This window comes from Pseudophaeobacter sp. C1-32P7, assembly GCF_041008775.1.
GTDB classification, from domain to species: domain Bacteria; phylum Pseudomonadota; class Alphaproteobacteria; order Rhodobacterales; family Rhodobacteraceae; genus Phycobacter; species Phycobacter gallaeciensis_A.
The window spans coordinates 252,969-270,876 of record NZ_JAXGFR010000002.1; the positions used below are offsets into that span (position 1 = coordinate 252,969).

A 17,908-nucleotide genomic window follows, 5' to 3' on the forward strand; every position below is an offset into this window, starting at 1 on the left:
AGCGCATGACGGCACGGGCACTGATGATCCAAGGCACCGGCAGCAATGTCGGAAAATCGCTTCTGGTTGCGGGGCTGGCGCGCGCCTATACGCGGCGCGGCCTGCGGGTGGCGCCGTTCAAACCGCAGAACATGTCGAACAACGCGGCTGTCACCCCCGAAGGTGGCGAAATTGGCCGCGCGCAGGCGCTGCAAGCCCGCGCTGCCATGCGCGTGCCGCATACGGATATGAACCCGGTGCTGCTGAAGCCCGAAACCGATACTGGTGCGCAGATCATCGTTCAGGGAAAACGGCGCGGAACCCAGGGCGCCGGATCCTTCATGCGCGATAAATCGGGGCTGCTCGAGGCTGTATTGGACAGCTATTACCGGCTGGCCACTGACGCTGATCTGGTGCTGATCGAAGGGGCCGGTTCTCCGGCGGAAACCAACCTGCGTCCGCGCGACATCGCCAATATGGGTTTTGCCTGCGCGGCAGAGGTGCCGGTGGTGCTGGTGGGTGACATTCACCGCGGCGGCGTCATCGCGCAGATCGTCGGTACCAAGGCAGTGCTGGAGCCCGCGGATCTGGAACGCATCGTCGGCTTTGCGGTGAACCGGTTCCGCGGCGATCTGAGCCTGTTTGACGGCGGGCGCGATGACATCGTGGCCCGCACCGGCTGGCCATCGCTGGGCGTTGTTCCCTGGTTCTGGGACGCCTGGAAACTGCCAGCCGAGGATATGATGGACATCGCCTCCCGCGCGGGCGGCGCCTGCAAGGTGGTGGTGCCACAGCTGGAGCGGATGGCGAATTTCGATGATCTGGATCCGCTGGCCGCCGAACCGGATGTGACGGTTGAAATCGTGCCGCCCGGGCGCGCCCTGCCCGGCGATGCGGATCTGGTGCTGATCCCCGGCAGCAAATCCACCATCGGCGATCTCGCCTTCCTGCGTGCGCAAGGCTGGGACATCGACATCCTTGCCCACCACCGGCGCGGAGGTCATGTTCTGGGTCTTTGTGGCGGCTATCAGATGCTTGGCCAAACCATCGATGATCCGGAGGGCGTCGACGGCCGCCCCGGCAAGGTCGCCGGGCTTGGCCTGCTGGACGTGCATACAACCATGGTGGGCGACAAGCGCGTGACCCTGACCGAGGCCACCACGCGGGAGGGCAACCTGCCGGTCTCTGGCTACGAGATCCACATGGGACGCACCAGTGGCCCCGATACAGACCGCGCCTGGCTCAGCGTCGTTGGCCGGGCCGAGGGCGCCGCCTCTCCGGATGGACGCGTGCGCGGTTCATATCTGCATGGGTTGTTCAGTTCTGACGCCTTCCGTGCTGCCTTTCTGGCCGGTCTGGGGCACGAAAGCCGCACCTCCTACGAGGATGGCGTCGATGCCGCTCTGGATGACCTTGCGACGCATCTGGAGCGCTACATGGATCTTGATCAACTGCTTCAGCTGTCACAGCCCGTCAGCGCCCGCACATAGGCGCAGCAACCCGCGCCAGAGCGCGACCGCGCCGCGCGCAGCGTGGCGCCCGGCCCAACGGGAGAGGGGATTTGAAAAATGCCCGATCCGGGCGGGAGCGCTCTGCCCTGATGTTCGGCTTGCGCGCCACTTACACGGGACATGACCGTAACTCAGGAGGCAACCAATGCCACCTAATGCCGTAGCGCAGGAGGTCAGAGCAGGTCTTGTGCGGCCAGCGCCCGGTGGATTTCCCGGCGCACCAGTTTACGGACGTTGCGGGTGATGCGCTCACCAAGCGCGCCCTGCAATTCTTCGCGAACAATCTCGGCCACCAACTCGCGCAGGCTGTCTTCGTCCAGATAGCTGTCCTCTTCGGTCAGCGCGTCCAGCGTCTCGGCTGTGATGGCCTCTTCGGCAATGCCGCGTGCTGGGTCAACAAAATCAGCTTCGGTCCCAAAGTCGGCATCTTCACCAGCAGCTTCTGCAGTCACGCTGTCAGACCAGGACACAACTTCTTCATGCTGTTCAGCGGTCTCCTCAGAAGACAGATCCTCTTCGTGATGATCCTGCCACTGCAGCGTTTCAACGTTGGTGCCTGCATAGGGGTCGCTGGACCTGCCGTCTGGCTCCCATTGCCCTTCGGAGCGCGCAACCTTGGCTTCCAGCTCCGTAATTTTCTGCACAACGGCGAACACCCGGTCAGCTGGGTCAGTCTCTTCCAGCATTGCATCGGAGAGGGAGGCTTCAGACTGCGCCTCTACCTCATCAGAAGCATCCTGAAAGCCTTCAACTCCGGTTACGCCCGCCGCTTGATAGAGGGTCGCCCAGGGATCTTTCCAGGGCGCATCTTCCCCCGCATCAGTGGCATCCTCATCGGAAGGGCTCTGGGCTTCCTCTGCCGGTGTTTCTTCTGCCGGTTCAACGGCCTGCCCCGCCGCCCCTGCGTCTGTCTCATCAGTCGCCACCGAGGCGAGGTCTGTATCGACTTCCACCCCCGGGATCGAACTGGCGCTGATGTTGGTGACCTCAGGGGGTACCTCCCGCGCATATGCGGTATCGATAGGGTCGGCCGCCTCTGGCTTGGCCTCTGACACCCGTAGCGCAGGCGTCAGCACAAGTCGCGTCGCCGCCTTCTCGGACCGTGGTTCGGCTGGCTCTGGTGACGCAGGCTCCGCAGACCCGGTGACCCGGGCAGCCCCTTTTCTGTCGTCTTCACTCACGAGACGACGGATAGAGGACAGGACATCTTCGATTTCTGCCTGTGTCACAGGTTCGGACATAATAATCAGCACCACTTTAGCCAGTGACACAACTGTAGCCGCCGAACGGCGGCCACACAACAATTAGGGTAAATTTTCAGTTGTTCCCGGCAGCACCCGCCGCCAGAACGCGCGTCAGTCGCGGCCCAGAGCCTTCAGCACCCGGTCCAGATCCTTGCTACGCTTGCTGATATGGGCCGGAGCGTCCTTGACCAGATTATAATACAGGGTCGGATCATAGATCTCGACGGCAAGCCCCAGATGCTCGGCTGTGAGCAGGCCCTGCGCCTGCAACAACTGATAGGCCGCCAGCGCCTGATTGGCTCGCGCCTGCACCCGCGCGGTCTGCGCGCCCAGAAGTTCCTGCTCAGCCTGCAGCACATCCAGTGTCGTGCGCGCGCCCAGCGTGGCCTCTTCGCGGATCCCTTCGAATGCGACCTGCGCCGCCCGCACCCGCTCGACCGAAGACACAAGGCTGGCCCGCGCTGCTTCAAGCGACACATAGGCCGCCGCCACCGATTGGGTCACGGATCTTTGGGTGGAGATCAGCGCGCCCTTTTCGGCATCCAGCCGGGCAATATCTGCCCGCCGCGCTGCGGCAAGCCCGCCGCCCGCGTAAAGCCGCTGGGACAGGGTCAGGCTAACACCTGAGGTATCCGAATCGCCGTTGCCGTTCAGATCATAGGTATGGCCTGCATCGGCGCGCAGGCGCACGCTGGGGCCAAGGTTCTTTTCAGTGCTGGCCGCAGTATGCTGCGCTGCCTTCACCGAATGCTGACGCGCCAGAAGGCTGGGATGATTACGCATCGCAACGCTTTCAGCGGCCTGCAAGGAGGCAACCCGCTGCGGCAGCGGCGGTTGGCCTGCAACTACGTTGATCGGGTTGCCGACCACCTCGATATAGGTCGCCTTGGCCTCCAGCAGATCGCCCTGGCTTTCGGTGAGGCTGGCCTGCGCGGCTGCCACACGGCTTTCGGCGAGGGCGACATCGGTGCGGGTCACTTCGCCGACCTCGAACCGGTCCTGAGCGGCGCGCAGTTCTTCGCGCAGAAGACGCAGGTTGTTGCCCCGCAGGCGCACGGTGTCCTGCTGCAACAGCACGTTCACATAGGCCTGAACGGCGGAAAACAGAACTTGCTGTTCGATATCCAGCAGGCTTTGACGGGTGGCCAGAACCGTTTCCTGCGCCGCCAGCTGACCCAGCCGCGAGGCGCCGCCGTCATAAAGCAGCCATTCCATCGAGACACCGACATCAAGCCCATTGGTATCGTGGTCGCGGAACCCGAAGGTGGAGATGCCCCGGCTGTAGCGGTGGCTTGCGGTCATCGCAAAATCAACGATCGGGCGCAAACGGGCAACCGCAACAGCGACGCTTTCATCCGTGGCGCGCAGCAGCGCCCTGTTTTGCTCCAGCAATCCGCTGGTTTTGTAGGCGCCTATCATGGCGTCCGACAGGTTGTCCGCCACCGCGGATTTTGGCGCGGCCAGCGCCGCTGCAACTGCGCCGACATATACAAACGTTTTCAAAAAACGGACCGAGAATTTCTTTCGCATCGGTTGCCTTATCGTTTGCCGCGCCGCCAGCCGCGGTTGGTTTGCCTCACCCCGCGCCCCCTGCCCGGGACGCGGGAATATTCTGCCCCGGCGGGTTATAGTGCGAATTCGCGAACCTTTTCAAAGCCCGGCAGTACCGGGGCGCCCGCGTTGAATGCAAAGCGCCAGGAAACCTGGCCGCCTGTCTTATGGCCGATCTTCACCTCTCCCAGCGCGCCGGTCATGAAGACCGCGGCGATCCGGCCACCATCGCGCAGCTGTTCGAGCAGCGCCGAAGGAACATATTCGACGCCACCCTGGATCATGATCACATCATAGGGACCATGTTCCGCTGCGCCTTCGGCCAACGCACCAACGTGCACGATGGCATTGTCAGCTCCGGCCTCGGCCAGTTGATCCTGAGCATCGCGGCCCATGTCCTCGTCCTGTTCGACGCCGATCACCATCTGGGCAACGCGGGCAGCCACAGCCGTGGAATAACCCAGCCCGCAAGCCACATCGAGCACCAGCTCATCATTCTGGATATCCAGTGCATCCAGAACCTTGGCCAGGGTGCGCGGCTCCAGCAGGACGCGGCTGTCGCCAAGATCGATGTTCTGATCCGCATAGGCGGCTTCACGTTGTGCATCAGGCACAAAGCTTTCGCGAGGTACCGCGAGCATCGCTTCGATAATCGGGTATTTCGTCACATCCGAGGGGCGGACCTGGGTGTCGACCATCATGCGGCGACGTTCGGCGAAGTCAGTCATGTGCTAAACTCGTCTGTTCAGTCTGTTGATATTGCTTGTGCCACATCGCGGAAGGCGCGGCAACGGTGGCTTTGGGAAATTGCTGGGCTGATGCCATGCGGCATCTACTTCTTCTTCACGAATTTCGTGAGGATAACGATCCGCTGACCTTCGACCCGCCCTTCGATGTGTTCGGGGTTGTCCTGAACCAGGGAAATACCGCGCACCGCCGTACCGCGTTTGGCGGTGAACCCGCCCCCTTTGACCGGAAGGTCCTTGATCAAGACAACGTTATCACCTTGCGCCAGAGGCGCGCCGTTGCTGTCCACATGGGCGCTGGCCGCCGGAATATTGTCGGCCCAGGCGCGGGTTTCATCGTCCAGCCACAGCTGCTCGGCCAGATCGCGGGCCCAGTCCTGATCGGAAAGACGTGCCAGAAGACGCGCCGCCAGCACCTGCACGGCAGGCTCTTCCGACCACATCGATGATGACAGGCAGCGCCAGTGGTTGGGATCAAGATCTCCGGCGATCTGCTCTGCACAGGTGGCACAGATCTCAACCCCGGCGCCGTCCGGCCCTCCCGGAACCTCAACAAAGGACAGGGGCGCGTCGGCGGAACAGAGGGCGCAGGGCATTAGGGTATCTCCGTGTCAGAATAGCTATGATCGCTTTAGACCCGGCGCGCGCCAAAGGAAAGCGCCGCCCGACGCCACGCGCGCCTATGCCCCGGTCACTAGTCTTATTTGGCGCACTTCTTGCAAAAAGGTGTCGCAGGAAGCAGGTCCAGCCGTTCAGCCGAAATGGCATCACCGCAGATCTGACAGAAACCGTAGTCACCGCTTTCGATACGCGCCAGTGCCGCATCGATCTGACGCAGCTCATCCAGTTCAGCCTTGCCAAGGCTTTCCAGCACCTCGTCGCCCTGCCGCTCGGACGATCGATCCTCCCAATCCTTGGGCATAGGCGCGTCCAGCGTGTGCTCCACCTCGACCAGATGCCCTGTCAGAGCCTTGCGCCGCGCCTCAAGCGCCTCTTTACGGATCTCAAATGCCATTCGTCTAATCCTCCCGATAGGTCGTGTTCGGTACATGTTGCCACGCGCTTATCCCCGAACACCTAATAGAGAACATTGACCTCCATCAACAAAGCTGTCGAACCGCGCAGCTCGATGAGCAGCGACTTTCCGCCTCTGGCTGCTCATCTCAGGCGATGCTAGACAACACGCAAAGAAGGATGGAGTACACCATGATCAAACATGTCCTGATTGCCCTGAGCCTGCTGAGCCTGGCTGCCTGCGAAACCGCAAAAGGTGCGGGCCGCGACATCAACAAAGCCGGAACCGCCCTTGAGCAGGCGGCCGACGACATTCAGAAGAAACTGTAAGGCTGGGCGCAGGTCAGCGCAGGTTGTAAAGCTTGCGCGCGACCAGCCACGTCACCGGAAAGGCCGCGATAAAGCCAAGCGCTGCCGCGATCAGGATGGGCTGAAGGCTGTCCTGCCCCGTGGCCAAGGCCGCTACCACGGCGCTACCTGCAAGGGTGGAGCCGATAAACAGATGCAGGATGAAAGCAAGACGATACATGTGATGGCCTTTCCGAATAGATGAATCGGGGTCCTGTCGGTGAACCGGACCCATGCCATCATGTTTCAGAATTTGCTGGTAATCGCCTTGATCTGGGTCAGCTTCGGCGCTGCGCGCACCTGAATGGCAGGCCCCTCACAACTTCAAGGCGGACAACCTCACGATTGCCCACCTCAGTCTATATTCAAAATGGTGTGAATTGGGCCAGAGGTCAGTCGCGCGGCTGTTTCCGGCGATCCTGCGGGCGCGGCGCCACGGCTTTTACCCGGATCGGTTCAAAATGGTTCACCACCGGAGTTCCCCGGCGCGGCCCTGCGTCATCATCGCGGGCCAGTGACATCACCGCCCAGGCGAATTGCACCCCGGCAAAGACAATCCCGTTCATGAACCAAAGAATGCCGATCGCCAGAAGCCCGACATCAGACGTACTGACCAGCCCCCAAAGGTTCATTACGTTGAACCAGAGCAGCAGCCCGACGAAGACCGCAGCGATTCCGAACCCCAGCGCAACGTTGCGGATATAGAGTTGAATGAGCTTTGGCATGAGATTCCCTCCATAGGCTGCTTCTTAATGTTAGCACCCGGCGGCAGGCGGTCCAGAGAATAAAGCGGAAAATACATGCGATCGGCGGAATTTGTCCTGCATCTCCTCCACGATCGGAACGAATATCGATCCCCCCCTGTAAAAACAAAAACAGGCGCACCGGGGTGCGCCTGATTGCAAAGGTCACCTGAAAAGAAGGTTCAGAACGCTTCGGGGCGCGCTTCGCGGGCCATGTGATCCAGAACCGCGTTAACGAATTTCGGCTCTTTGCCTTCGGGGAAAAACGCGCGCGCCACATCGACGAATTCGTTGATCACCACCTTGGGCGGGGTCTTCGTCTCGACCAGTTCCGAGCCTGCAGCGCGGAACAGCGCCCGCAGGGTCGGGTCGATCCGGGCAATCGGCCATTTCGCAACCAGCGCGCGGTCGGTCATCTGGTCGATCTTGGCCTGATGATTGACGGCGCCTTCGACCAGCTGGCGAAACAACTTGGGGTCACCCTCGGCATATTCATCACCTTCATAGACAGCGCCGAAACGGTGATCCTCGAATTCGACGATCACCTTGTCATAGGTCTGGCTGCTATGCTCCATCTGGAACAGCGCCTGCACGGCAAAAAGCCGGGCCGCCGATTTCATCTGAGTCTTGCCGTTGCCCTTCGGGGCGCTGTCTGGGTTGGTCATGCCGTGGTGGATCCGTTGTCTGTGCCAGCCAGCTGGATGGCCTCGGAAGGGGCCTTAAAGCCGACTCCCTTGCTCTGGGCGCTCCACTTACGCGTCAGTGCGATCAGATGCAAGGCCGCAGCCGCAGCGCCGCCGCCCTTATTCTGATCGGCAGGATCGGCGCGCACCTCGGCCTGGGCGCGGTTCTCTACGGTCAGGATGCCGTTGCCGATGCAAAGACCCTGCAGGCCCATCAGCTGGATCGCGCGGCTACTGTCGTTGCAGACCGTATCGTAATGGGTGGTCTCGCCGCGGATCACACAGCCCAGTGCCACGTAGCCGTCAAAGTTCGAGGTGCGGTCAGCAATCGAGATCGCCGTGGGCACCTCCAGCGCGCCGGGCACTTCGACCAGATCCCAGGTGCCGCCAGCGGCCTCGATCTCGGCCTTGGCGCCTGCGACCATATTGTCGGCGATATCCTTGTAATAAGGCGCAACCACGATCAGCAGCTTGACCGGTTTGTCAAAGCTGGGGCGCGGCAGGATGTAGTGGCTTTCGTGTCCGGCCATATCAGTCTTCCTTCAGGATGGGGCGGCTGCCGACGATGGACAGCCCATAGGCATCAAGACCCACATATTTGGTCGAGGGGGAATCGGTCAGCAGGATCAGGTCCTTCAGGCCGAGGTTCGACAGGATCTGCGCGCCAATGCCGGTCTGTTTGATGGTCACCGTGCGCGACCCGTCATCCTCATAAGCATAAAGCGCGTTGCGCGGCTGGCGGAACAGGGTCACAACCCCGCGCCCCTCGGCAGCGATGATCTCCATCGCGCGGGGCAATTGACGGGCGGATTTGGGACCGAGGCCCAGAATATCCGTCGCCTCGTGCAGGGCGTGGGTGCGGGCCAGAACGGGCTCGGGCGTGGTGATGTCACCCTTGATCATCACCACATGTTCAACGCCGTGGGTCTGATCGGTGAACAGGCGCATGTCCCATTCGCCGCCGAATTCCGAATTCACGATCTCCCGCGAGGTTTCGGTGACCAGATTGTCGTTGCGGGCGCGATAGGCGATCAGATCGCTGATGGTGCCGATCTTCTGGCCGTGCTCAGCCGCGAAGTCCACCAGATCGGGCAGCCGCGCCATGGTGCCGTCTTCCTTCATGATCTCGCAGATCACACCCGAAGGATGCAGCCCGGCCAGGCGGGAAATATCCACGGCGGCTTCGGTATGGCCCGCACGCACCAGAACGCCGCCGCGTTTGGCGCGCAGCGGGAAGACGTGGCCCGGCGTTGCGATTTCCGCCATCGAATTCTGCTCGTTGATCGCGGTCGCGACGGTCAGCGCCCGGTCGGCAGCGGAAATGCCGGTCGAGACACCTTCGCGCGCCTCGATCGAGACGGTAAAGGCAGTCTCATGCCGGGAGGAATTATTGACCGCCATCATCGGCAGCCCGAGGCTGTCGATCCGGTCCGCGGTCATCGGCAGGCAGATCAGCCCGCGCCCGTGTGTCGCCATGAAGTTGATGGCATCGGCATCCGCGAATTGCGCCGGGATCACCAGATCGCCCTCATTCTCGCGGTCCTCGTGATCCACAAGGATGAACATGCGACCCTGTCGGGCCTCTTCGATGATCTCTTCAATCGGGCTGATTGCGTCGCGCAGGCGGGCCTCGACCGGCCCCGGTGTTTCAAAGCTCATGTCATGGCCTTTCATGATCCGTGTCGCAGGCCCTCGAATGGCGCTGCCGCGTTGCCAGCGAAATAGCGCAGCCGCGCCCCAAAGGCCAGCCCGCTTGGCTCTCTTGGAATCACGGACGCGACGTTTGCAGATGCGCAGAAGGCTGCTAGCGTTCCAGCATAAAACCAAAATCAGACCAAACGCGAAAGCCAAGCCCATGCGCACTTCCCGTATCCTGCAAGCCTATGAAGCCCACGCCGAGGGCGAACCGGGCCGTGTCATCACCGGTGGCATGCCGCTGCTGAAGGGCGCCAGCGTGTTTGAGAAAATGCAGGACATGGCGGCCAACCACGATGAAATCCGCCTGATGATGCTGCGCGAGCCGCGCGGCAATCCAGGGCTTTGCGGCAATGTCCTCGTGCCGCCCTGCCATCCGGAGGCGGACGCCGGTTTCATCATCTTCGAGCAGACCGAATACCCGCCGATGTCCGGCTCCAACACCATCTGCGTGGTGACGGTGCTGCTGGAGACCGGAATCCTGCCGATGATTGAACCGGTGACCGAGCTGACACTAGAGGCCCCGGCCGGGTTGATCCGGGTGCGCGCCGAGTGCCGTGACGGCAAGGTTACACAGGTCAGCTTTCGCAATGCGCCCGCCTTTGCCGTGCATCTGGACGCCAAGGTCGAGGTGACGGGACTCGGCACCGTCGCGGTCGATGTGGCCTGGGGCGGGATGTTCTTCGTTCTGGCCAATGCGGACCGGCTGGGCGTCGATCTTTCAGCAGACAACGGCAAGGACATCACCCGCGTCAGCGAGGCCATCCGCCACGCCACGGCCGAGCAGCTACCCGTCATCCACCCGGAGAACCCCGCGATCACCGGCCCAACAATCACCAACCTCTGGGGGGCGCCCATTGCCAAAGACACCCATGGGCGTGGCGCCATCACGCTGTCGACCGGTGCCTTTGACCCGGCGCGCCCGCAGGATGCCAGCGGCATTCTGGACCGCTCCCCCTGCGGCACTGGCACCTGCGCCAAGATGGCGGTTCTACATGCACGGGGCCTGCTTGCGCCGGGACAGGACTACGTCAACGCCGGGCCGCTTGGCACCACCTTCACCGGACGTATTGTCGAAGAAACCAAAGTCGGCCCCTACCCCGCCATCGTACCAACCCTGTCCGGGCAAGGCTGGATCTATGGATTGTCCAGCTACACGCTGGATCCCAGCGATCCTTTTCCTGCGGGCTATACCGTCGGCGATATGTGGTGATGCGCGCCGCGGCAGCGGCGCGCCTGGCCCAACGCCTCGGGCCTGCATCTTCGATGCTGGCTCAGGGGGCGGGAGCCTCCCTGCGGTTCGCAGGATGGGCGGCTCAGGCGGACTGATGCGCGAAATACTCGCTGGCAGAGAGATAGGCAGCCGCACGCGCGGCGGTGCTCCATTCGCTTTCCAGCGGCGCATCCCCGATCACCACCACCGAGGCGCCGGGCAATCCCTGGCGACGCATCACGTCCTGAACCCGCACGCGCATCTCGGACCAGCTGTCACTGAACCGCGGCGCCGCACCCGCATCGTTCAGAACCGGGTGCGCGGTGAGGACCGCCTCGGGCGTATTGGGCCGGTGCACTAGCGCCAGTTTGCTGGCGTTCTGCACAGCCTCCAGCGCATGCCGCTCACGCTCAGGCATATGGGCGCCATAGGCAATGATGCGCAGCGCGTTGGAGGAGAACAGCAGCCCGGTGATGTCCTGCCCCGAAGTCTGCCGCACGCGGGCGTAGGTCTTGTAGTCCATGCCCAGCTCCGCGGAGCGTTTGATGCGCATCTGCAGAACCAGTTTCGGGATCGTGTTGGGCATCAGCTTTTTCTGGGCGCTGCGCCAGGCGTGTACGCGCCACGCCCGGCCCTGCTCCATGCTGGGGCCGTTATTGTGGCCGATCCCGGCGGGCGCCGCGCCGGATGCCAGACCAGACATCACCCGGCCTCCGCCAGCCGCGCCACGTAGCGGGCCAGCGTGTCGATTTCCAGATGGACCTTGTCGCCCAGCTTCACATCCCCCCAGGTGGTCACCTCTTTGGTGTGGGGGATGAAATTGATACCGAAATCACAGCCTTCCACATCGTTGACCGTCAGCGACGTCCCGTTGAGCGCCACCGAGCCCTTGGGGGCGATGAAACGCGCCAGATCCTTGGGCGCGCGTAGGGTCACCCGGGTGCTGTCGCCCTCATCCGTGATATCGACCACCTCGGCCACGCCATCGACATGGCCCGATACGATATGGCCCCCCAGTTCGTCCCCGACCTTCAGGGCGCGCTCAAGGTTGACGCGTTTGCCCACGGTCCAGGCGCCGATGTTGGTCTTGGAAACGGTTTCTGCAGAGATCTGAACATCGTACCAATCCGGTCCCAGCTCGATTACCGTCAGGCATACCCCATCCGAGGCGATGGAGGCGCCCAGGTCGATCCCTGCCGTATCATAGCTGGTGCTGATGCGCGCGCGCAGATCGCCCTCTTGTTCCAGCGCCTTGATGGTGCCGACGTCGGTGATGATACCTGTGAACATGGGGCTGCTCCTTGCCAGTCGCCTGAACGGGTCAGGGCCCGTCCTCCATTCCGTGTTGGCCAAGAGGTAGCGCCTGCACCCTGGCTTCACAAGTCCCCGCAGGCCCTGCACGCAGTGACTTGGCACCGAACCCGTTTGCACGCCCGCCGCCTCAGCCTTAGTTTCGCCCCAGTCATTCGTTAACCGGGAAATGGTACATTCCCGGAAACCCGAGAAATCGCATGTCCGAGCCTGACACAGATCCGCATCGTCGCTTCCTGTTTCTGCAGGGGCCGCATGGGCCGTTCTTCAACCGCCTTGGCGCGATGCTACGCGCGGCGGGCTGTTCAGTATGGCGGGTCGGGTTCAACGCCGGGGACAGCGCCTTCTGGCGCCACAGGTCCAGCTACATTCCCTATCAGGGCACGCCGCAGGACTGGCCCGCGACCTTTGCCGGGATCTGCGATCAGCATGAGATCACCGATATCGTGCTGTACGGTGACACCCGCCCGATCCACGCCGAGGCGATCAAGGCTGCAAAACAGCGGGGCCTCTGCGTGCACGTCTTTGAAGAAGGTTACATGCGCCCCTATTGGGTGACCTATGAACGGGGCGGCTCCAACGGCAATTCGCGGCTGATGGAGATGTCGGTTCCGGATATGCAGCAGGCACTGGCCCTATCGGATATGGAGGCGCCGCTGCCACCCTCGCATTGGGGGGATATGCGGCAGCATATCTTTTACGGTGCGCTCTATCACTGGTTCGTCATGTTCCGGAACCGGCGTTACCGAAACTTCCGCCCGCACCGATCACTGCCGGTGGCACGTGAGTTCCAGCTCTACCTGCAACGGCTCTTGCTGATGCCTGCCCAGGCGCTGGACCGGCGGCTGGCCACATGGCGCATCCGCAGCGGTGGTTTCCCCTATCATCTGGCGCTCTTGCAGCTGGAGCATGATAGCTCCTTCCAGATGCATTCCCCGTTTGAAAGCATGGCCGATTTCCTGGCCGAGGTGATCACCGGTTTCGCCGAAAGCGCGCCGCGTCACCACCATCTGGTGATCAAGGCGCACCCGCTGGAGGATGGCCGTGTGCCGCTGCGCAGCGTGGTGCGCAGGCTGGCGCGGGAGCACGGCATCAAGGACCGCATTCACTACGTTCGCGGTGGCAAGCTGGCGCAGCTGCTGAACGAGGCGCGCACTGCCATTACCGTCAATTCGACCGCCGGACAGCAGGTCCTGTGGCGCGGCATTCCGCTCAAGGTCTTTGGCCGCGCGGTCTATGACAAGGCCGAGTTCGTCTCGACCCAGAGCCTGGGGGAGTTCTTTGCCACCCCGGCCCGCCCCGACAACCGCGCCTATAAGGATTACCGTCGCTTCCTCCTCGAAACATCGCAATTGCCGGGGGGCTACTACTCTCGCAAAGGACGGCGGCAATTGCTGCGTCAGGTGGTGGACATGATGCTGGCGCCGGACGATCCCTATGATGCGCTGAGGCGTGGCACAGCGGCTCCTCGGCAACAGTTGCGTATCGTGAACTGAGCCGCACAGACCGCAAGACTGGATTTCCGTTCCCTGCTCCGCTATCCTGTCTGAAAAAATTGAGGCAAAACAATAACAGGTCGAGGAGACCGAGCAGTGACAAACGTCCCATTTCGCTGGGCGCGCCCTATCGCGATTCTCGCCGCAGTATCGCTTGCGGCGTCCTGTGGCTTGCCCAAGGTTGGCCCGAACAAACGCCAGATCTTTGCCGGTTCGGTGCAGAAAGAGGGCGATGCCTTTATCGTTTCCGTGAATGACCGGGTGGCGCGGGCAACCGCTGTGGTGCCCGCGCTTGGCTTTTCATCCGATTTTACCTCGGCCGGCCGACTGACGTCTGACATCATCCGGCCCGGCGACGTCCTGGGACTGACCATCTGGGAAAACGTGGATGATGGCCTTCTGGCCGCCGAAACCTCGAACGCGACCGCGCTTGAAGAAGTGCAGGTCGATGGCGCCGGCTATATCTTCGTGCCCTATGCCGGTCGTCTCAGGGCGTCGGGCAACACCCCGGAGCAACTGCGTGAAGAGATTACCAAGAAGCTTGAAGATCAGACCCCGGATCCGCAGGTGCAGGTCCGCCGCCTGGCCGGCGATGGCGCCACGGTCAGCCTGACTGGGGCCGTGGGCGGACAGGGGATCTATCCGATCGAGCGCCCCACCCGCACATTGGCCACCATGCTGGCCCAGGCTGGCGGCGTCACGATCCAGCCCGAAATCGCCCAGGTCACCGTGATCCGCGGCAAGCAGCAAGGCAAGATCTGGTTCCAGGACCTCTATGATCATCCCGAACTCGACATCGCCCTGCGCGGCGGTGACAAGATCCTTGTCGAAGAGGACACCCGTTCCTTTACCGCGCTTGGCGCCACCAGCGCCCAGGCCCGCGTTCCCTTTGAAAGCCAGGACCTGTCGGGGCTTGAAGCCATCGCCCAGGTTGGCGGTCTGATTTCCACCGCCTCGGACCCGACCGGGGTGTTCATCCTGCGCAACGAACCGGCAGAGATCGCCAATCAAGTGCTGGGCCGCGACGACCTGATCGGTGCCCAGCGGATGGTCTATGTGCTGAACCTGACGCAGCCGAACGGGCTGTTCATTGCCCGTGATTTCGTGATCCGCGATGATGACACGCTCTATGTCACCGAGGCGCCCTATACCCAGTGGACCAAGACGATTTCCCTGCTGGTCACGCCCCTTGGATCGCTGTCGAGCGCCGCGTCCATCGCTGGCGGGTAACGCCGCAATGCTAAGGTCGCCGACAGGCATAACGAAAGCCGGGAACGACAGATCCCGGCTTTTTGTTTACAACGGCGGTTTCCTGACCCAATCCCGATTGCGTCGGATCCTGTCCCTTGCCGGTTATGACATCCGGCTGGGGCTACCCGGCGATGGGGATCTGGTCGGGGTCTGGGGCAATTCCCCCACTGCCCACCGTGGAAAGGCTATCGCTCACAAATATGGTTCTGCCCTGCTGCGGGTCGAAGACGCCTTTCTACGCTCGGTCTATCCAGGCCGCGCGGGTGAGCCACCTCTGGGGCTGCTGCTGGACCGCTCGGGCGTGCATTTCGACGCCAACACGCCATCTGACCTGGAGCAGCTGCTGGCCACGCACCCCTTGGATGACAGCAGCATGATGCGCCGCGCCCGTGATGCCATCGGGCGGCTGATGGATGCGCATCTCAGCAAGTACAACGCCTATGCTGCCGAAGCGCCGGTTCCCGATCCCGGTTACGTGCTGGTGGTGGATCAGGCGCGCGGCGATGCCTCGGTCACGGCCTCAGGAGCAGATGCAGCTCGGTTCCGCGAAATGCTGGTTTTCGCGCAAGAGGAAAACCCCGGCGCCCGTATTCTGATCAAGACCCATCCGGAAACCCGCGCCGGATACCGGCCTGGCTATTTCGGCCCGGAAGATGCCAATGATCGGATAGAACTGCTGACGCGTCCCGTGTCCCCCTGGCCGCTGCTGGAGGGTGCGGTCGCGGTCTATACCGTCTCCTCGCAACTGGGGTTCGAGGCCATTCTGGCTGGCCACAAACCGCGCGTCTTTGGCCAGCCCTTCTATGCCGGTTGGGGCCTGACGCAGGACGAGATGCCGCCGCCGCGCCGCAACCGCCGCCTGACCCGCGCACAACTGTTTTCCGCGGCAATGATCCTGTACCCCACCTGGTACGACCCCTTCCGCGACCAGCTGTGCGAGCTGGAAACCGTGATCGACGCGCTGGAGGCCCGCGTGCGCGCCTGGCGTCAGGATCGCGTCGGCTGGGCCGCCTCCGGCATGCGGATGTGGAAACGGCGGCCACTGCAGGGCTTTTTCGGCAGTGAAAAGAAAATGCTGTTCACCGAGGATCCCGAAAAGGCACGCAAGAGCGGGCGCAACTGGATGGTCTGGGCCTCCAAAGCAGACAAATCCCACGCCGGGGCTTTTCATCTAGAGGACGGCTTCCTGCGCTCCCGCGGTCTTGGCGCCGAACTGGTGCCGCCGATGTCGCTGGTTCTGGACCGTCAGGGGATCTATTACGATCCGCGCCAGCCCTCGGATCTGGATGATCTGATCGCCCAGCGCGAGGACCTAAACGATGCCGAGGCCCGCCGCGCCGAGCGACTGATCAAGAGCCTGACGCAGAACAGCCTGTCGAAATACAATCTGGGCGGAGACATTCCGGACCTGCCCGATGGGCACCGGATCCTGGTACCCGGTCAGGTCGAAGACGATGCCTCGATCCTGGCGGGGGCGGGCAAGATACGCAGCAATCTGGATCTCTTGCGCGCTTTGCGCGCCGCCAACCCCAAGGCGGTGATCATCTACAAACCCCACCCCGATGTCGAAGCAGGTCTGCGCAAGGGGCAGATCGTGCCCGAGGATCTGGCCGATGTCGTGGCGCAGAATGCCGATCCGATGGCGCTTCTGGATCACGTGCAGGAGGTCTGGACCATGACCTCGCTCTTGGGGTTCGAGGCACTGCTGAGGGGCGTCAAGGTGACCGTGGTCGGATCCCCCTTCTATGCCGGCTGGGGGCTGACCCGGGATATCATCTCCGCCCCGGCCTGGCGCAAGGCCCGGCCAGGTCTTATGGGCTTGGCCCATGCGGTACTGATCGACTATCCGCGCTATCACGACCCGGTCACAGGACTGCCCTGCCCTGTCGAGGTCGTGGTTGATCGCCTGATCAAAGGCGAGCAACCATCGCCCGGCCTTGGCAACCGCAGCCTGTCAAAACTGCAGGGCCTGTTTGCAACCTACGCCCACCTGTGGCGGTGAGCTGTCGTCCTTAGCTCAGCGCCCGGCGCCAGCGGTGCAGGATATCGCCGCCCAACGGGCGCACCTCAGCCAGCTCAAACCGCGGCGCCTCGTCCAGCCGCCCAAGGCCAAGCGCGCCAATCGAGGGCAGCCCCTCGGCGCCAATGCCGATCCCGGCGGTAAAGCCGATCAGCTCATCCACCAGATCAAAGGCCAGCAATGAGGCCGCGAGCGCACTGCCGCCTTCGCAGAACACGCGGGTCAGACCCGCCTGACCAAGCTGCTGCAGGATATCCACCGCCGAGAGCTGCACTCCGTGGCTGGCACAGGGCAGCAACCGGGCGCCCAGCCCCTCCCAGGCGCGCAGCCGCTCAATATCGGCGCCCTGACCGTGGCAAAGCCAGACCGGCACCTCTTGCGCAGTGCGGGCCAGATGGCTCATCAGCGGCAGATCCAGATGGCGGGAGGCAATCACCCGCACCGGCTGTTTGTCGATGCCCAGATCGCGCACGGTCAGCGAGGGATCATCCGCCCGCACGGTCCCAGCGCCGACCATGACCGCATCATGACTGGCACGCATCGCATGCACTGCGCGGCGTGCTTCGGGGCCGGTGATCCATTTGCTCTGCCCCGATCCGGTGGCAATCCGCCCGTCAAAACTGCTGGCCAGCTTCAGTGTAACGAAGGGCCGCCCCTGTTCGGTCTTCAGGAAGAAACCGGCGTGATCGCGGGCGGCCTGTTCTGCGAGAACCCCGGTGGTGACCTCCACCCCGGCATAACGCAGCATTTCAAACCCCTGCCCCGAAACCCGCGGATCGCTGTCGCCGATGGCCGCGACCACACGCGCCACCCCGGCGTCGATCAGCGCCTGCGCACAGGGCGGTGTCGCACCATGATGCGAACAGGGTTCAAGAGTCACATAGACGGTGGCGCCACGCGCCGCCGCGCCTGCCTGTGCAAGCGCCTGCGGCTCCGCGTGCGGGCGGCCGCCCGGTTGGGTCCAGCCCCGTCCGACGATGCGACCATCCTTGACGATGACGCAGCCCACCGCGGGGTTGGGCCAGCAATTGCCATGCCCACGCCGCCCCAGGGACAGGGCCAGCGCCATGAACCGTTCATCCACGGCAATGTCATAACGGCTC

The 17,908-nt window shown here is 63.0% G+C and carries 19 protein-coding genes; 6 read left to right on the plus strand and 13 right to left on the minus strand.

What is annotated here, in order from left to right:
• Positions 1 to 5: 5 nt before the first annotated feature.
• On the plus strand, positions 6 to 1,469 hold the full coding sequence (locus SM763_RS04125) for a cobyric acid synthase (protein ID WP_368997670.1): 1,464 nt from the start codon (positions 6 to 8) through the stop codon (positions 1,467 to 1,469).
• A 194-nt stretch (positions 1,470 to 1,663) separates the two neighbouring features.
• Here the strand turns inward: SM763_RS04125 and SM763_RS04130 are convergent, their stop codons facing one another.
• From SM763_RS04130 to SM763_RS04150, 5 genes are all read right to left on the minus strand, one after another.
• Positions 1,664 to 2,731, minus strand: a complete 1,068-nt coding sequence (locus SM763_RS04130; RefSeq protein ID WP_368997672.1) for a hypothetical protein — start codon at positions 2,729 to 2,731, stop codon at positions 1,664 to 1,666.
• A 114-nt stretch (positions 2,732 to 2,845) separates the two neighbouring features.
• A complete protein-coding gene (locus tag SM763_RS04135; RefSeq protein ID WP_274836013.1) occupies positions 2,846 to 4,264 on the minus strand; it encodes a TolC family outer membrane protein in 1,419 nt (472 codons plus the stop codon).
• 95 nt (positions 4,265 to 4,359) lie between these two features.
• Positions 4,360 to 5,013 (minus strand): protein-L-isoaspartate O-methyltransferase family protein, encoded by a 654-nt coding sequence (locus SM763_RS04140; protein WP_368997674.1) that lies wholly within the window; start codon positions 5,011 to 5,013, stop codon positions 4,360 to 4,362.
• Positions 5,014 to 5,117: 104 nt separating this feature from the next.
• On the minus strand, positions 5,118 to 5,627 hold the full coding sequence (locus tag SM763_RS04145; protein ID WP_274828263.1) for a PhnA domain-containing protein: 510 nt from the start codon (positions 5,625 to 5,627) through the stop codon (positions 5,118 to 5,120).
• Positions 5,628 to 5,731: 104 nt separating this feature from the next.
• Positions 5,732 to 6,046 carry a TraR/DksA family transcriptional regulator gene (locus SM763_RS04150; protein ID WP_065270897.1) on the minus strand — a complete coding sequence of 105 codons (315 nt, stop codon included), beginning with the start codon at positions 6,044 to 6,046 and terminating at the stop codon, positions 5,732 to 5,734.
• Positions 6,047 to 6,237: 191 nt separating this feature from the next.
• Here SM763_RS04150 and SM763_RS04155 point away from each other — a divergent pair, with 191 nt between their 5' ends.
• Positions 6,238 to 6,375: an entericidin A/B family lipoprotein gene (locus SM763_RS04155; RefSeq protein ID WP_116560370.1), complete on the plus strand. Its 138-nt coding sequence runs from the start codon at positions 6,238 to 6,240 to the stop codon at positions 6,373 to 6,375.
• 13 nt (positions 6,376 to 6,388) lie between these two features.
• Here SM763_RS04155 and SM763_RS04160 read toward each other — a convergent pair whose 3' ends face one another.
• The 5 genes from SM763_RS04160 to ribB all read right to left on the minus strand — a co-directional run bounded on the left by SM763_RS04160 (position 6,389) and on the right by ribB (position 9,478).
• Positions 6,389 to 6,574, minus strand: a complete 186-nt coding sequence (locus SM763_RS04160) for a CTP synthetase (protein WP_065270898.1) — start codon at positions 6,572 to 6,574, stop codon at positions 6,389 to 6,391.
• A gap of 211 nt (positions 6,575 to 6,785) precedes the next feature.
• Positions 6,786 to 7,118 carry a hypothetical protein gene (locus SM763_RS04165; RefSeq protein ID WP_274828262.1) on the minus strand — a complete coding sequence of 111 codons (333 nt, stop codon included), beginning with the start codon at positions 7,116 to 7,118 and terminating at the stop codon, positions 6,786 to 6,788.
• Between the two features lie 200 nt (positions 7,119 to 7,318).
• On the minus strand, positions 7,319 to 7,801 hold the full coding sequence (gene nusB, locus SM763_RS04170; RefSeq protein ID WP_065270900.1) for a transcription antitermination factor NusB: 483 nt from the start codon (positions 7,799 to 7,801) through the stop codon (positions 7,319 to 7,321).
• Positions 7,798 to 8,349, minus strand: coding sequence for a 6,7-dimethyl-8-ribityllumazine synthase (locus SM763_RS04175; RefSeq protein ID WP_274828261.1), 552 nt, complete (start codon positions 8,347 to 8,349; stop codon positions 7,798 to 7,800). The genes nusB and SM763_RS04175 overlap by 4 nt, the downstream gene beginning before the upstream one ends.
• Before the next feature lies 1 nt (position 8,350).
• Entirely contained in the window at positions 8,351 to 9,478 is a 1,128-nt protein-coding gene (ribB, locus tag SM763_RS04180; RefSeq protein WP_065270902.1) for a 3,4-dihydroxy-2-butanone-4-phosphate synthase, read from the minus strand.
• 196 nt (positions 9,479 to 9,674) lie between these two features.
• Between ribB and SM763_RS04185 the strand changes: the two genes are divergently transcribed.
• Positions 9,675 to 10,727: a proline racemase family protein gene (locus SM763_RS04185; protein ID WP_368997675.1), complete on the plus strand. Its 1,053-nt coding sequence runs from the start codon at positions 9,675 to 9,677 to the stop codon at positions 10,725 to 10,727.
• A gap of 103 nt (positions 10,728 to 10,830) precedes the next feature.
• Here the strand turns inward: SM763_RS04185 and SM763_RS04190 are convergent, their stop codons facing one another.
• Both SM763_RS04190 and SM763_RS04195 read right to left on the minus strand, forming a co-directional pair.
• Positions 10,831 to 11,430 carry a hypothetical protein gene (locus SM763_RS04190; protein ID WP_368997677.1) on the minus strand — a complete coding sequence of 200 codons (600 nt, stop codon included), beginning with the start codon at positions 11,428 to 11,430 and terminating at the stop codon, positions 10,831 to 10,833.
• Positions 11,430 to 12,017, minus strand: coding sequence for a riboflavin synthase (locus SM763_RS04195; RefSeq protein WP_368997679.1), 588 nt, complete (start codon positions 12,015 to 12,017; stop codon positions 11,430 to 11,432). The genes SM763_RS04190 and SM763_RS04195 overlap by 1 nt, the downstream gene beginning before the upstream one ends.
• Before the next feature lie 221 nt (positions 12,018 to 12,238).
• Here SM763_RS04195 and SM763_RS04200 point away from each other — a divergent pair, with 221 nt between their 5' ends.
• The 3 genes from SM763_RS04200 (at position 12,239) to SM763_RS04210 (ending at position 16,787) form a co-directional block, all read left to right on the plus strand.
• Positions 12,239 to 13,534, plus strand: coding sequence for a capsule polysaccharide biogenesis protein (locus SM763_RS04200; RefSeq protein WP_368997681.1), 1,296 nt, complete (start codon positions 12,239 to 12,241; stop codon positions 13,532 to 13,534).
• Between the two features lie 96 nt (positions 13,535 to 13,630).
• Positions 13,631 to 14,764 carry a polysaccharide biosynthesis/export family protein gene (locus SM763_RS04205; RefSeq protein ID WP_274828256.1) on the plus strand — a complete coding sequence of 378 codons (1,134 nt, stop codon included), beginning with the start codon at positions 13,631 to 13,633 and terminating at the stop codon, positions 14,762 to 14,764.
• Positions 14,765 to 14,771: 7 nt separating this feature from the next.
• Positions 14,772 to 16,787 carry a capsule polysaccharide biogenesis protein gene (locus tag SM763_RS04210; protein ID WP_368997683.1) on the plus strand — a complete coding sequence of 672 codons (2,016 nt, stop codon included), beginning with the start codon at positions 14,772 to 14,774 and terminating at the stop codon, positions 16,785 to 16,787.
• Between the two features lie 10 nt (positions 16,788 to 16,797).
• Here the strand turns inward: SM763_RS04210 and ribD are convergent, their stop codons facing one another.
• A complete protein-coding gene (ribD, locus tag SM763_RS04215) occupies positions 16,798 to 17,874 on the minus strand; it encodes a bifunctional diaminohydroxyphosphoribosylaminopyrimidine deaminase/5-amino-6-(5-phosphoribosylamino)uracil reductase RibD (RefSeq protein ID WP_368997836.1) in 1,077 nt (358 codons plus the stop codon).
• Positions 17,875 to 17,908: the final 34 nt, after the last annotated feature.

Excerpts from the sequence above, each read along its gene's own strand:
- nusB (WP_065270900.1), bottom strand. The coding sequence starts at position 7,801 with ATGACCAACCCAGACAGCGCCCCGAAGGGCAACGGCAAGACTCAGATG.
- SM763_RS04190 (WP_368997677.1), bottom strand. The coding sequence starts at position 11,430 with ATGTCTGGTCTGGCATCCGGCGCGGCGCCCGCCGGGATCGGCCACAAT.
- SM763_RS04150 (WP_065270897.1), bottom strand. The coding sequence starts at position 6,046 with ATGGCATTTGAGATCCGTAAAGAGGCGCTTGAGGCGCGGCGCAAGGCT.
- ribD (WP_368997836.1), bottom strand. The coding sequence starts at position 17,874 with ATGGCGCTGGCCCTGTCCCTGGGGCGGCGTGGGCATGGCAATTGCTGG.
- SM763_RS04165 (WP_274828262.1), bottom strand. The coding sequence starts at position 7,118 with ATGCCAAAGCTCATTCAACTCTATATCCGCAACGTTGCGCTGGGGTTC.
- ribB (WP_065270902.1), bottom strand. The coding sequence starts at position 9,478 with ATGAGCTTTGAAACACCGGGGCCGGTCGAGGCCCGCCTGCGCGACGCA.
- SM763_RS04160 (WP_065270898.1), bottom strand. The coding sequence starts at position 6,574 with ATGTATCGTCTTGCTTTCATCCTGCATCTGTTTATCGGCTCCACCCTT.
- SM763_RS04140 (WP_368997674.1), bottom strand. The coding sequence starts at position 5,013 with ATGACTGACTTCGCCGAACGTCGCCGCATGATGGTCGACACCCAGGTC.
- SM763_RS04210 (WP_368997683.1), top strand. The coding sequence starts at position 14,772 with ATGCTAAGGTCGCCGACAGGCATAACGAAAGCCGGGAACGACAGATCC.
- SM763_RS04145 (WP_274828263.1), bottom strand. The coding sequence starts at position 5,627 with ATGCCCTGCGCCCTCTGTTCCGCCGACGCGCCCCTGTCCTTTGTTGAG.
- SM763_RS04175 (WP_274828261.1), bottom strand. The coding sequence starts at position 8,349 with ATGGCCGGACACGAAAGCCACTACATCCTGCCGCGCCCCAGCTTTGAC.
- SM763_RS04195 (WP_368997679.1), bottom strand. The coding sequence starts at position 12,017 with ATGTTCACAGGTATCATCACCGACGTCGGCACCATCAAGGCGCTGGAA.
- SM763_RS04155 (WP_116560370.1), top strand. The coding sequence starts at position 6,238 with ATGATCAAACATGTCCTGATTGCCCTGAGCCTGCTGAGCCTGGCTGCC.
- SM763_RS04135 (WP_274836013.1), bottom strand. The coding sequence starts at position 4,264 with ATGCGAAAGAAATTCTCGGTCCGTTTTTTGAAAACGTTTGTATATGTC.
- SM763_RS04130 (WP_368997672.1), bottom strand. The coding sequence starts at position 2,731 with ATGTCCGAACCTGTGACACAGGCAGAAATCGAAGATGTCCTGTCCTCT.
- SM763_RS04185 (WP_368997675.1), top strand. The coding sequence starts at position 9,675 with ATGCGCACTTCCCGTATCCTGCAAGCCTATGAAGCCCACGCCGAGGGC.
- SM763_RS04125 (WP_368997670.1), top strand. The coding sequence starts at position 6 with ATGACGGCACGGGCACTGATGATCCAAGGCACCGGCAGCAATGTCGGA.
- SM763_RS04200 (WP_368997681.1), top strand. The coding sequence starts at position 12,239 with ATGTCCGAGCCTGACACAGATCCGCATCGTCGCTTCCTGTTTCTGCAG.